The following is a 12,593-nucleotide window of genomic DNA, read 5'->3' on the forward strand; positions in this document are numbered from 1 at the left end:
CCTTACTCCTTAGCGCCCTCAGCGGGTTGATCGTCGGATGTTTGGTCTGCGGCGGACTGCTCGCCGGCGGACTGCTCGTTGGCCGGCGGTGCGGTCGGTTCCGGCGGTTCCGGCGGTGCGGGCAGTTCCGGCGGGGCCGGCAGTTCCGGCGGGGCCGGCGGCTCGGCGGCGGATGACACGGACGTATCGGCAACCGCGGCGGTCTCGCCGGACTCGTCCTTGAACGGGTCGAACGCCTGGGTGCTTTCCAGGGCGGCGGCCTGCTCGTCCAGCGGAATGCCCTTGCCCCAGGTCAGCGTGTTTTCCAGCGGCGCAAACGTCTCGCCATAGCGGCCGGTGCGGCCGGAATGCACGGAATTGGCCAAACGGGCGATGCCTTCGGACGGCTCGTCACTGCCCTCGATGGCCTTGGTCGCCGCCGCCAGCACATGATGGGCGGTGTCGGACTTGGCTTCGACTTCGGCATCCGGGAAGAACAGGGCGGAATCGTAGGAGCCATGAGCCTCGTCACGCACGATCTTGCCGTTGTGCAGTTCGACCACGCGCTTGCGCATCGAGTTGACGATCTCTTCGTTATGCGTGGCCATGACGATGGTGGTGCCGGTGCGGTTGATGGCGTCCAGCACTTCCATGATGCCCAGCGAAGTGGTCGGGTCGAGGTTGCCGGTGGGCTCGTCGGCCAGCAGAATCTGCGGGTGATTCACGTAGGCGCGGGCGATGGCCACACGCTGCTGCTCGCCACCGGAGAGCTCATGTGGGTAGTTCTTTTCCTTGCCGGTAAGCCCCACGGTATCCAGCACCTTGGGCACCAACGATTTGATGGTGGACCGCCGCGTGCCGATCACCTCAAGGGCGAACGCCACGTTCTCCCATACGGTTTTGTTATTGAGCAGCTTGTAATCCTGGAACACGAAGCCCAGCGAACGGCGGTACTGCGGCACTTGACGGTTGGTGATGCGCCGCAGATCGTTGCCGGCCACGCGAATCTCGCCGTTGGTGGCCTCTTCCTCGCGCAACAGCAGGCTCAAGAGCGTGGTCTTGCCGGAGCCGGACGCACCCACAAGGAACACGAAATCACCGCGTTCGATATCGAGGTTGATGTCGTCAAGCGCCGGTCGGGTGCCTTTGGGATAGATCTTGGACACATTGTCCAGTGAGATCAGTGCCATAATGCTACTTACTCCTCGGTTTCGGCGGCGCGGCGCTGTTCATGGCGCCAGCGGATGCCGGCCTCGATGAACGCGTTGATGTCGCCGTCGAACACGGCCTGGGTCTGGCTGGTTTCGTAGCCGGTGCGCAGATCCTTGACCATCTGGTAGGGGTGCAGCACGTAGGAGCGCATCTGATCGCCCCAGCTGGCCTTGATGTCGCCGGCGAGCTCTTTCTTCTTCTTGGCCTCCTCCTCGTGGCGCAGCACGAGCAGTCGGGACTGGAGCACGGCCATGGCGGAGGCACGGTTCTGAATCTGCGAACGCTCATCCTGCATGGTCACCACGATGCCGGTGGGAAGGTGGGTGATGCGCACGGCCGAGTACGTGGTGTTCACGCCCTGGCCGCCGGGGCCGGAGGAGCAGTAGGTGTCCACGCGGATGTCCGTATCCGGAATGTCGATGTGATCGGTGGCCTCGACCAGCGGCACCACTTCCACGGCGGCGAAGCTGGTCTGGCGGCGGCCCTGGTTGTCGAACGGGGAGATGCGCACCAGACGGTGGGTGCCGCCCTCCACGGACAGTCGGCCGTAAGCATAGGGGGCATCCACCTGGAAGGTGGCGGACTTGATGCCCGCCTCTTCGGCGTAGGAGGTGTCCATGACCTTGGCCTTGAAGCCGTTACGCTCGCAGTAGCGCAGGTACATGCGCAACAGCATCTGTGCGAAATCGGCCGCGTCGACGCCGCCGGCACCGGAGCGGATGGTCACCACGGCGGAACGTTCGTCGTATTCGCCATCGAGCAGGGTCTGAATCTCCATCTGGTCGAGATCCTTCTGAATCTCGCCGATTTCGCTTTGCGCCTCGTCCAGAGAGTCCTGGTCGCCCTCCTCGTGGCCGAGTTCAACGAGCGTTTCCACATCGTCGATGCGCTGGGAGGCGGAGTTCAGACGCTTCAGCTGCGATTCCGCGGCGGACAGCCGGCTGGTGATCTTCTGGGCGTTTTCCGGATCATCCCACAGGCCCGGCGCCGCGGCCTGCGTTTCGAGATCCTTGATGTCGGCCTTGAGCCGGTTGATGTCCAGCGCCTTGGCGATGGATTCGTATTTGGCGCGGGCTTCGCCGATCGCCTGGGTAAAGTCAAATTCTGCCATCGTGGTTTACCTTACTGTTGGTTCTTTGAGATTCCTTGGGAAGTCACGTCCTTGTTGGCAGCCTTCGCACATTCCTCTGGCGTTGGCGGGCACTGCCGCGCCACACACGCATTCGCCTGCAATCCATGCTGCCAGAAGGTTCCGGGGCCTGCCTTGCCGATAGCCGGCCGGGCGACCTCACGAATCCCTCGCATCAGACGTGTTCAACTGCGGGCACGAATATGCGAAGGCAACGTCAAAGCCCCGCGTAGATCGCCGGGATAACCAAGGAGCCGAGCATGGCCACAGCTATGACGACGCACACCACACGCACGATGGTGCGGCGGCGGTTCTCACGCTGCTGTCGGCTGTCCTGATAGTCACTCACGATGCCAATAGTGTACTCACCGCTTACGACCGACTACAAACCGATACAATCCGTTCACGGCGTAAACGCCTATTCAGATACCGATGCAAATCTGCACGACCGCCACGCACGAAATGTTCTTTTAACTTGACCAATCAGTACGCGGGCTTCACCGCACGTATGTCACACCATGTTTAGAACTCAAAAAAGGTGTGTTTACCCCAAATATAAAACCTTATAAATGTGCAATTTAGCGATATGATAAAACCTTAGAAACGTGCAATCAAGGAGTGTTGATGTTCCGGAGGAAGGCGTACGACAGACTACTGGCATGGAAGGGAGCTGATGACAGGACCGCCATGCTAATCGAGGGTGCCCGCCGCGTGGGCAAGTCCACAGTCGCCGAAGAGTTCGCCAAGAACGAATACGAGTCATATGCTCTTATTGATTTCACGCGAGTGGACGCCGAGTTCAAACAGACGTTCCTGGACCTACGCAACGACCTCGACGGCCTGTTCCTGTACCTGAGCGCGGCGCTTGGCGTAACGCTCACGCAGCACCAGTCACTGGTCATCTTCGATGAGGTCCAGATGTTTCCCCCCGCGAGGGAGTTCATCAAACATCTGGTCGCCGATGGACGGTTCGACTACATCGAGACCGGTTCGCTGATCTCCATCAACGCCAACGTGAAGGACATCCTGATCCCCTCCGAGGAGGAGTCCATGCGCATGGGACCGATGGATTTCGAGGAGTTCTTGTGGGCGATGGGTGAGGATGCCCTGGTTCGGATGATCCGCCACGCGTTCGATTCCGGCGTGGCATTGCCGGACTCATTGCATCGTAAGGCATCGCGTCTATGGCGCGAGTACATGCTGGTCGGAGGCATGCCCCAGGCGGTGGCGGCCTACGCTCCCGCCCGCAACATGGCCGCGGCGGACAGGGCCAAGCGCCTGGTACTCAAACTGTATCGGGAGGATATTGGCAAGTACGGCGGACTAGCAGCGAAGCGCGTGCGCGCAGTGTTCGACGCGATTCCCGGACAGCTGGCGAAGCACGAGAAGAAACTGGTCTACACCCAGGTCGAGGAGGGGTCACGCTCACGTGACTTCATGACGGCCTTTGCATGGATGCGCGAGGCCGCGACTGTCAACCTGTGCACGCTGGCCGAGGACCCGTCGCTGGGATTAGCACTCAGCGCCGACGACACGGTCGTGAAATGCTATATGGCCGACACCGGCCTGCTGTCTACCATGGCGTTCTCCGCGGACGGCACGTCGCTGCCGGATGTGTACCGTCAGGTGCTGCTGGGTGCCGACGGCGTGAACGAGGGCATGCTCGCCGAGAACGCGGTCGCCCAGCAGCTGGCCGCGGCCGGCCATGACCTGTATTTCTATGCGAAGTCGTCCAACGTGCGTGAAGAGCGCATGGAGATCGATTTCCTGATCGTGCGCCCGTACCCGGACGCCGCGATGAAACCGCGGATCAGCCCCATCGAGGTCAAGTCCGGCAAACGATACTCGACGATATCCCTCGACAAGTTCCGCGCGAAGTTCGCCAGCAGAACGGGAGAGGAATACGTGCTCCACCCACGCCCCATGGCGAAGAAAGACCATCGCCGTTTGCTTCCCCTGTACATGTCGTTCTGTCTGTAACTGCTGCTCCACATGTTCAGCGAGAACGGCAAGACTTGCCGCCGACGCCAGCCCTGCCGGCGGGCCCCCACGGCCCTTTCCCTTGCGCTTTCAGCGCCGCCAGATGGTGTTTCATGGCCACCAGCATGATGTGCGAATCCTCAAGGCCCAAGTGGCGTTCGTTGTGGGCGGAATCAAGCGCATCCTGACGTTTGGCGTAGGCGTCGAGCGTGTTGTCTCCGTAAGGATGCTCGTTGGTGGGCACCGCGCCGGGGTCCCACTGCCGGCTCATCGGCAGGGTGTCGATGATGGTGATGCGCCCGGCACGGTAGCTTTCCGCATATCCGGCGACGTTCAGCATGAACCAGCTATGTTCGAAGGTGGCGTTATGCGCCACGTACGGCTGCTGGATAAGCCGCGCGAGCAGGCCGGCCTGGGCTTGGGGCCATTCGTCGAAGAGTCGATACCCGGCCTCGCTGCTGCGGCCGCGTACATCGATGCCGGTGAGTTTGGCGATGAGGGCGTTGCCGAGCGCCGCGTTTTCCGGCGGCACGCCAAAAGCGAGACGAGACTGGCCGTAGGCGTCGCCGGCGGCATAATAGCCCTGCTCATAGGCGTATGTCTCGGGTTCGCCGGCCGGGCGCGGACTGGCCATGTTCATGAATTCGAAGCCGACGTCGATGATGTAGTCACGCGCCGGATCGATGCCGGTGGTTTCGATGTCGATGCCCATCACCGCGTCCACGTCGCGGCCGGGCAGATAGGCGTCGCGCCAGTCGGGCTTGGGATGGTGTCCGGTAGCGTTGCCAGACGCGGCGGCGCCACCCGGCAGAGCGGCACCACCCGGCGAAGTCGCGCCGGAGAGATTGGCGCGGGCCATCGCCGCATCGCCCGCACGCTTCTGGAAGCGCTGGGCCTTACGCCGTTTGGCGCGTGCGTCAAGAATCGCCTCCGTACGATCTTGGATATCGTCCAAGGCGACTGTTGTGGGGAACTTGACATCGCTGTTTTCGGCGGCAGTATTTCCGGCAGATGCGCCACCGGCTTCGCCGCTCAGATCCAGCATGCCTTGGTCATCGTTCGACGGGCCGCTGCCGGAGTACGGCTTGAGCACGGCAATGGTGGCCCTCCCCCGCCGTTCGCGACTGACCGCCCATAGGTGTTGCTGTTCGCCCAGATGCAACATCGTGTTGATGTTGTCGTTGAGCCGGCGATTGGCGTAGGCGAGCGCACGAGGCAGACGATAGGAGCCGATGAGCCGGTCGAAATCGGTCATGAATGCGCTGTTGCATTGGGCGATGATCGATTCCAGACGCTCGCGTGTGGCGTAGTCGGCCTTCAATGCGTCGTGGATGGACCGTGGGGTGGATTCCGGTATCGTGCCGACGCCATGCGCCAGGTCCAGAGAACGCACCCAGTCCCAGTCGATGGTGGTGCCATCGGCGTCCTTGGGCATAGCCGCCGCCCATTGGGGAATGTCTCCCTTGGCGGCGTCGAACCATGCGCGGTCGGTCATAGTGCGAAACCGAGCTCTTCAGCGGCCTCGGTGGGCACCGGGTCGTCGCACCAATAGTCCTCGAGGTTCTCGTTGGTGGTCAGCGAACGGATTTCGGCGCGATCGATATACAGCTCGCCGCTCAAATGATCGGTTTCGTGCTGGAAGATGCGTGCGGGCCAGCCGTGCAGCGGCTCGCTGTGGTGTTTGCCGTCTTCATCATCCCATTCGGCGGTGATGTCGAGCCAACGCTTGCGCACGGCTTGGTATCCGTCGAAGCTCAGGCAGCCTTCGTAGAACGAGGCGGTTTTGTCGCTGGTGGGTTTGTAGCTCGGATTGATGATCACGTGGAAGGGGAATTCCGCGATTTCGCGCGGATCATCCTCGTCGTCGCGCACGTGGTCTTCGACCACGGCGAGCGCGAGCCCCAAGCCGATCTGGGTGGCGGCGAGCCCCACGCCGGGTGCCTCCAGCATGGTGGTGTGCATCGTATCGATGAGTTTGGCGAGCGTACGCTTGGAAAGCTGGCCATTGTAGGCCACTGTCCGTTGGCGCAACACCGGTTCGCCGGCCTGCACGATGGGCAGAATCTTCTCCTTGCCGCCGGTTTTGATGAGTTGTTCGACGTCACGGTTGAGTTCGAGGTCGACTTTGGCGTTCTTTCCAAACATTGTTTTTCCTTAGGGAAGGGTGCTACAGCGCGAGTTCTTCGGCGACGATCTTGGCGAGGCGGGTGCAGACTTCGTCGGCGTAGGCCTGGGTGGCGGCCTCGGCCATCACGCGCACGAGCGGTTCGGTGCCGGAGGGGCGCAGCAGCACACGGCCGGTGTCTCCCAGCAGTTCCTCCTCGCGGGCCACGGCATCCTGGATGCGCTTGTTGGTGGCGGCGGCTTTCTTGTCCACGTTCGGCACGTTGATGAGGGTCTGCGGCAGCTGCGGGAAGTCGGCGGCGAGCTCCTTCAGGCTCTTGCCGGACTTGACGACCTCGTTGCACAGGGTCAGTGCGGTCAGGGTGCCGTCGCCGGTGGTGGCGAATTCGCGGTTGATCACGTGGCCGGACTGTTCGCCGCCAAGCGAGTAACCGCCCTTGAGCATCTCCTCAAGCACGTAGCGGTCGCCCACGGCGGTCTCCACGGTCTTGATGCCCATGTCTTTCAGGGCGAGCTTCAGACCGAGGTTGCTCATCACGGTGACCACGAGGGTGTCGTGGTTGAGCTTGCCTTCGCGCTGCTTGGCGCGGGCCAGAATGCCCATGATCTGGTCGCCGTTGATCATGTTGCCGTCTTCGTCCACGGCGAGGCAACGGTCGGCGTCACCGTCGAAGGCCACGCCCATCACGGCGTCAGTGGCCTTGACCATGGCCTGCAGCTGCTCGGGGTGGGTGGAACCGGCGTTCTTGTTGATGTTGTAGCCGTCCGGCGAGGCGTTGATCACGATCACGTCCGCACCGGCCCGGCGCAAGGCTTCGGGAGCCACCACGGAAGTGGCGCCGTTGGCGCAGTCGGCCACGATCTTCAGGCCCTTGAGCGGCTTGGGCTGGGTCTTGTCGTCGTTCAGCGGAGCGATGGTGGCCACCAGATGATCGATGTACAGGTTGGTGGCGGTGGTCTGGTCGTGGCTCACGCGGCCCACGCCGGCACCGGTCGGGCGGTCCCAGTCCTGGCCGAGCACGGCCTCGATGTCGTCTTCCTTCTGGTCGGGCAGCTTGAAGCCGCCGCGCGCGAAGAACTTGATGCCATTGTCGGGCATCGGGTTGTGGGAGGCGGAGATCACGGCACCTATCTCGACGTTGAGCACGGAGGTCAGGTAGGCCACGCCCGGAGTGGGGATGATGCCGGCGTCGATCACGTCGAAGCCGCCGGCAGACATGCCCGCGGACAGGGCGGAAGCCAGAAAATCACCGGACACACGGGTGTCACGGCCCACGAGCGCGCGGCGGCGCCCCTCAGGCTGATCGTCTTGGGTGCCGGCGTCGCCGAGCACACGCACGGCGGCATCGCCCAAATCCAACGCCAGACGTGCGGTCAAATCCCTATTGGCCAGTCCTCGAACACCATCGGTTCCAAACATCTTCGGCATATGAAGTTCCACTCCTTGTATCGCGTTACCCGCACCATCGTAGTCGTTGTACCGCGGCGCGGGGCGCGACTCGGCGAAAAACCGCCACGGAATCCACTCCGGGGCCGCGCGGGGACGATACGGGAACGCCCCGGTCGAGGGCACCGTCATGCGGCGTCCCGCGACACGGGGCGAGTGTCCCATGGCCGATGAAGTCGGCGGTCACCGGTCAGAGGGCGTCGTTGTATTCACGAACCTTGAGAGTGCGGTGGGAGGAGGCCACGTTCTCGATGATCAGACGCCTCAGGGCGTTGTCCGCGTCGCCATGCTCGTCCAGCCATGCGTCACCGAGCCGGACCAGCGTGGCGGGGTCGGCGTGGTCCGGGTACAGGCCGTTGAGCAGGGCCTCGGCCATGTGGTAGGTCTTGTTCGCCCAGATCCAGTCGACGGCCTCGAAATACCGGGCGGCGAATGGCTCGGCCAGGTCGTGGCGCGGGGTGGCGGAGAAGCCTCCGGCCACGGCCTCGAGCTGGGAGTTGGTCAGCTCGTCGTTGTGGAGCGCCTGATCCCACGCCCATTCCTTGGCTTCGGTGGTGGCCATGGAGGCGCGGGCGCCGTAGGCGAACTCGCGGTTCTCCGTGGTGTCCTTCTTGGCGAGCTGCGCGTCCACGTCGTCGTTGGTCATCTCGTTGACGGAGGTGAGCGCTTGGACGATGGTCCACGTGAAGTTGTTGTCGATTTCGAGGCCTTCAAGACGCACGGTGCCGTCCAGCAGACCGTGTGCGTTGGCGGCGAATGCGGCGTCGCCCTCCTCGCCATAGCCCAGATAGGCGGTGGCGAGCTGGAACTGGGTGTCCGAGCCGGCTTCGGCGGCGTTGGCCAGGGTCCACAGTTCGGCGGCCACGTGGCGCAGCACATCGTCGCGGCGGGCGGGCGCCACGTAGTGGTGGGCGGTGGTGCTCATGCAGGCCAGCGCGTAGCGGAAGGTGGTGGACTCGGTTTCGGTAGACAGCAGGCGCAGGGTCATGTCCACGAAACGCTCGGCCGGGAACTCGCCGTCCCGGGTCATGTCCCAGAAGGCGAGCCAGGTCACGGCGCGGGCCAGGGCATCGTCGAAACGATGCAGGTTGGCTTCGGCGAATGCCTGGGATTCGGCGTCGAAACGGATCTTGGTGTAGGTCAGGTCATCGTCGTTGACCAGCACGAATGCCGGGCGCGGCTTGCCTGCCGCGGCCTCGACGATGGTGGTTTCGCCATCCACGTCGAGTTCGAACTGCTCGGTGCGCACGATCTTGCCGGTTGCGGCGTCTTCATTGTAGAAGCCGACGGCCAGGCGATGCGGGCGCAGCACCGGGTGTTCGGCCGGCGCGCTCTGGGTGAGCTTCAGTTCGGCGATGGTGCCGTCCGCGTTTACGGTCAGGTCGGTGGCGATCGTGTTGATGCCGGATTCCTCCAGCCACTTGGCGCTCCAGGCCTTGAGATCGCGGCCGGAGGTCTTCTCCAGTTCGCTCAGCAGGTCGGCCAGGGTGGCGTTGGAGTAGGCGTGGCGGTTCAGGTAATTGTGGATACCTTCGAAGAACTGCGTGCGGCCCACATAGAATGCCAGCTGCTTCAGCACGGAGGCGCCCTTGGCGTAGGTGATGCCGTCGAAGTTGACATAGGTGTCGTTGAGGTCGTTGATCGGGGCGACGATCGGGTGCGTGGTGGGCAGCTGGTCCTGGCGCAACGCCCAGCTCTTCTCGCCGGAGCAGAAGGTGGCCCAGGCGTCGTGCCATTCGGTGGCTTCGGCGGTGGCGAGCGTGGAGGTGAATTCGGCGAAGGACTCGTTGAGCCACAGGTCGTTCCACCACTTCATGGTCACGTAGTCGCCGAACCACATGTGCGCGAGCTCGTGCAGCACGGTCACCACGCGGCGCTCGGCCAGCGCGTCGGTCACCTTGGATTCGAACACGTAGGAGTCGCGGATGGTGACCATGCCGATGTTCTCCATGGCGCCCGCGTTGTATTCGGGAACGTAGATCTGGTCGAACTTGGCGTACGGGTAGGGCACGCCCCAGGTCTTGGCGTAGAACGCGAAGCCCTTCTTGGTGATGTCGAACAGGTAGTCGACGTCCTTCGCGAAGGCCTTGGCCAACGACTGGCGGCAGTACTGGGCCATCGGCACGACGCGGCCGTCCTCGTTGTGGTATTCGGTGTGCCATTCGGCGTACGGGCCGGCGCAGATGGCGGTCAGGTAGGAGCTCATCACCGGGGTCGGCTCGAAGTTCCACAGGCGGGTGCTTTCGTTCGGCTTGTCGCCGAGGGTGCCGTCAAGGGTCGTGCGCGAATCGTCCTCGATGGAGGCGACCGGCATGTTGGAGGTGACGATCCAGCTGGCGGGAGCGAGCACCTTGAAGTCGAACGTGGCCTTCAGGTCAGGCTGGTCGAACACGGCGTAGACGCGGCGAGCGTCCGGCACCTCGAACTGGGAGTACAGGTAGATGTTGCCATCGGACGGGTCGACCGAGCGGTGCAGGCCCTCGCCGGTGTTGGAGTACCGGCACTTGGCTTCGACGGTGACCTCGTTCTTCTCCTTGAGGTCGGTCAGTTCGATGCGGTTGTCTTGGAAGGCCACGGCCGGGTCCAGGGGCGTGCCGTTGAGGTCGATGGAGGTCACTTCGTCGGCGATCAGGTCGAGGAAGGTCGACGAACCAGGCTTCGCGTTGAAGCAGATGAGCGACTTGGAACCGAAGTTCTTCGCGCCGACCGTCAGGTCAAGGTCGACGTGATAGTGAATCGGCGCTTCGATAACGGCCTTACGTTCTTCGGCTTCAATACGAGTGAGATTCGAACCGGGCATGACTTCAATTACTCCTTACGGTCGTCCCTGGATAATCCGGACTACTTGGTTTCTACGGTTTCGACGTCCTGGGCGATGTCGGCCACGACGGGCACGATCATCGGCTTGCGGTGCAGCTGGCGTGCAACCCAGCTGCCGAGCGTACGGCGCATGGTCTGCTGCAGCTTGTAGGTGTCGCGCGTGCCCTGCATCATCTGGTCGTTGAGCTGTTCGACGATCTGGTGACGGACCTTGTCGAACTCGCTTTCGTCCTCGGCCACGGCGTTCAGGTAGATCTTCGGGCCGGTGACGACCTCCTGGTTGTCGGTGTCGACCACCACGAACGCGGAGACGAAGCCCTCGGTGCCGAGAATGCGGCGCTTCTCCAGCTCCTCGTCGGTCAGCTCGCCGACGGAATCGCCATCGACGTACACGTAGCCGCACGGCACGGAGCCGACGACCGCGGCCTTGCCGTGGTAGAGGTCGACCACATCGCCGTCTTCGGCCAAGACCACGTTCTGCGGGTCCACGCCGGTCTTGACGGCGATCAGGCCGTTGGCCACCAGGTGGCGGTTTTCGCCGTGGATCGGCATGGCACACTTGGGCTTGACGATGTTGTACATGTACAGCAGCTCGCCCTCGTTGCAGTGACCAGACACGTGCACGGCCGCGTTGTCGCGGTTGACGACCTTGGCGCCGAGCTGCACGAGCTTGTTGATCACTTTGTAGACGCCGTGCTCGTTGCCCGGGATCAGGGAGCTGGCGAGGATCACGGTGTCGAACTCGTTGATGTGGATGTCGCGGTGGTTGCCGTCCGCGATGCGGCCGAGTGCGGCCATCGGCTCGCCTTGGGAGCCGGTGCACATGAAGACGAGCTTGTCATCCTGAATGTCGTTGGCCTGCCTCAGGTCCACGACGGTGCCTTCGGGGATGTGCAGGTATCCCAGGTCGGCGGCGATGGACATGTTGCGCACCATCGAACGGCCGACGAACACGACCTTGCGGCCGTACTTGTGGGCGGCGTCCACCACCTGCTGCACACGGTGCACGTGGGAGGAGAAGCTGGCGACGATGATCTTGCGGGTGGCCTGGGCGAACGCTTGGTCAAGGGCCGGGCCGATGGAGGTCTCGGGCTTGACGAAGCCGGGCACCTCGGCGTTGGTGGAGTCCATCATCAGCAGGTCCACGCCCTTTTCGCCGATCTTGCCGAATTCGACGAGGTCGGTGATGCGGTGGTCGAGCGGCAGCTGGTCGAGCTTGATATCGCCCGTGTCGATCAGGGAGCCGGCCGGGGTCTTGACATAGACGGCCAGGGCGTCCGGGATGGAGTGGGTGACGTTGACGAATTCGAGGTCGAAGGGGCCCACCTTGAGCTTCTCACGGCCGGCAACCTCAACCTTGGTGGGGTTCTGGTGGTGTTCCTTGCACTTGGCGTCCACGAAGGCGAGGGTCAGCTTGGAGCCGATCAGCGGGATGTCCGGGCGCAGCTTCAGCAGGTAGGGCACGCCGCCGATGTGGTCCTCGTGGCCGTGGGTGAGCACCAGGGCGTCGACCTTGTCGAGACGGTTCTTGATGTAGCTGAAATCGGGCAGGATGAGATCCACGCCCGGCTGCTCCTCCTCGGGGAAGAGCACGCCGCAGTCGATGAGCAGCAGGTGACCGTTGTATTCGATCACGTTCATGTTGCGGCCGATTTCGCCCAAGCCGCCGAGCGGTGTGATGCGCATGGAGCCCTTGCGGTACTTCGGCGGGGCGATCAGCACGGCATCCTGCTGAGGTGCGGTGGCCTGCCGGGTGGCGTTGATCTTACGGGACGGCGTACGGCTGTTGGATCCGTTGGCGTTGCGGCCGCGCGCGGAACCGCGACGGCGAGAATTCGTGTTCTTGCTTGTTTTCTTTTGTTCTTGTGCCATAACCTTTTTGGGATTTCTGTTGTGGTGCCT

At 63.1% G+C, this 12,593-nt stretch carries 9 protein-coding genes; 1 reads left to right on the forward strand and 8 read right to left on the reverse strand.

Features of this window, described 5'->3' with window-relative positions; all coding sequences use genetic code 11:
* Positions 1 to 2: 2 nt before the first annotated feature.
* The 3 genes from ftsE to BLIJ_RS15215 form a co-directional block, all read right to left on the reverse strand.
* Positions 3 to 1,169: a cell division ATP-binding protein FtsE gene (ftsE, locus tag BLIJ_RS10520; protein ID WP_012578298.1), complete on the reverse strand. Its 1,167-nt coding sequence runs from the start codon at positions 1,167 to 1,169 to the stop codon at positions 3 to 5.
* 8 nt (positions 1,170 to 1,177) lie between these two features.
* Positions 1,178 to 2,302 carry a peptide chain release factor 2 gene (gene prfB, locus BLIJ_RS10525; protein WP_012578299.1) on the reverse strand — a complete coding sequence of 375 codons (1,125 nt, stop codon included), beginning with the start codon at positions 2,300 to 2,302 and terminating at the stop codon, positions 1,178 to 1,180.
* Positions 2,303 to 2,537: 235 nt separating this feature from the next.
* Positions 2,538 to 2,669, reverse strand: a complete 132-nt coding sequence (locus tag BLIJ_RS15215; protein ID WP_013140351.1) for a hypothetical protein — start codon at positions 2,667 to 2,669, stop codon at positions 2,538 to 2,540.
* A 275-nt stretch (positions 2,670 to 2,944) separates the two neighbouring features.
* Here BLIJ_RS15215 and BLIJ_RS10530 point away from each other — a divergent pair, with 275 nt between their 5' ends.
* Positions 2,945 to 4,300 (forward strand): ATP-binding protein, encoded by a 1,356-nt coding sequence (locus tag BLIJ_RS10530; RefSeq protein WP_012578300.1) that lies wholly within the window; start codon positions 2,945 to 2,947, stop codon positions 4,298 to 4,300.
* Between the two features lie 16 nt (positions 4,301 to 4,316).
* On the opposite strand, the gene BLIJ_RS10535 is transcribed toward BLIJ_RS10530, so the two are convergent.
* The 5 genes from BLIJ_RS10535 to BLIJ_RS10555 all read right to left on the reverse strand — a co-directional run bounded on the left by BLIJ_RS10535 (position 4,317) and on the right by BLIJ_RS10555 (position 12,563).
* Complete coding sequence (locus BLIJ_RS10535; protein WP_012578301.1) at positions 4,317 to 5,795, reverse strand: PolC-type DNA polymerase III domain-containing protein; 1,479 nt, start codon at positions 5,793 to 5,795, stop codon at positions 4,317 to 4,319.
* On the reverse strand, positions 5,792 to 6,445 hold the full coding sequence (locus BLIJ_RS10540; protein WP_012578302.1) for a peptide deformylase: 654 nt from the start codon (positions 6,443 to 6,445) through the stop codon (positions 5,792 to 5,794). Before BLIJ_RS10540 ends, BLIJ_RS10535 begins: the two co-directional genes overlap by 4 nt.
* 22 nt (positions 6,446 to 6,467) lie before the next feature.
* Positions 6,468 to 7,853 carry a phosphoglucosamine mutase gene (glmM, locus tag BLIJ_RS10545; RefSeq protein WP_012578303.1) on the reverse strand — a complete coding sequence of 462 codons (1,386 nt, stop codon included), beginning with the start codon at positions 7,851 to 7,853 and terminating at the stop codon, positions 6,468 to 6,470.
* Positions 7,854 to 8,061: 208 nt separating this feature from the next.
* A complete protein-coding gene (gene pepN / locus BLIJ_RS10550) occupies positions 8,062 to 10,671 on the reverse strand; it encodes an aminopeptidase N (protein ID WP_012578304.1) in 2,610 nt (869 codons plus the stop codon).
* Between the two features lie 41 nt (positions 10,672 to 10,712).
* A complete protein-coding gene (locus tag BLIJ_RS10555) occupies positions 10,713 to 12,563 on the reverse strand; it encodes a ribonuclease J (RefSeq protein WP_014485106.1) in 1,851 nt (616 codons plus the stop codon).
* Between the last annotated feature and the right edge of the window lie 30 nt (positions 12,564 to 12,593).

This window comes from Bifidobacterium longum subsp. infantis ATCC 15697 = JCM 1222 = DSM 20088 (assembly GCF_000269965.1).
In the GTDB taxonomy this organism is placed as follows: Bacteria; Actinomycetota; Actinomycetes; order Actinomycetales; family Bifidobacteriaceae; genus Bifidobacterium; species Bifidobacterium infantis.

Excerpts from the sequence above, each read along its gene's own strand:
- BLIJ_RS10535 (WP_012578301.1), bottom strand. The coding sequence starts at position 5,795 with ATGACCGACCGCGCATGGTTCGACGCCGCCAAGGGAGACATTCCCCAA.
- ftsE (WP_012578298.1), bottom strand. The coding sequence starts at position 1,169 with ATGGCACTGATCTCACTGGACAATGTGTCCAAGATCTATCCCAAAGGC.
- BLIJ_RS10540 (WP_012578302.1), bottom strand. The coding sequence starts at position 6,445 with ATGTTTGGAAAGAACGCCAAAGTCGACCTCGAACTCAACCGTGACGTC.
- prfB (WP_012578299.1), bottom strand. The coding sequence starts at position 2,302 with ATGGCAGAATTTGACTTTACCCAGGCGATCGGCGAAGCCCGCGCCAAA.
- pepN (WP_012578304.1), bottom strand. The coding sequence starts at position 10,671 with ATGCCCGGTTCGAATCTCACTCGTATTGAAGCCGAAGAACGTAAGGCC.
- BLIJ_RS10555 (WP_014485106.1), bottom strand. The coding sequence starts at position 12,563 with ATGGCACAAGAACAAAAGAAAACAAGCAAGAACACGAATTCTCGCCGT.
- glmM (WP_012578303.1), bottom strand. The coding sequence starts at position 7,853 with ATGCCGAAGATGTTTGGAACCGATGGTGTTCGAGGACTGGCCAATAGG.
- BLIJ_RS10530 (WP_012578300.1), top strand. The coding sequence starts at position 2,945 with ATGTTCCGGAGGAAGGCGTACGACAGACTACTGGCATGGAAGGGAGCT.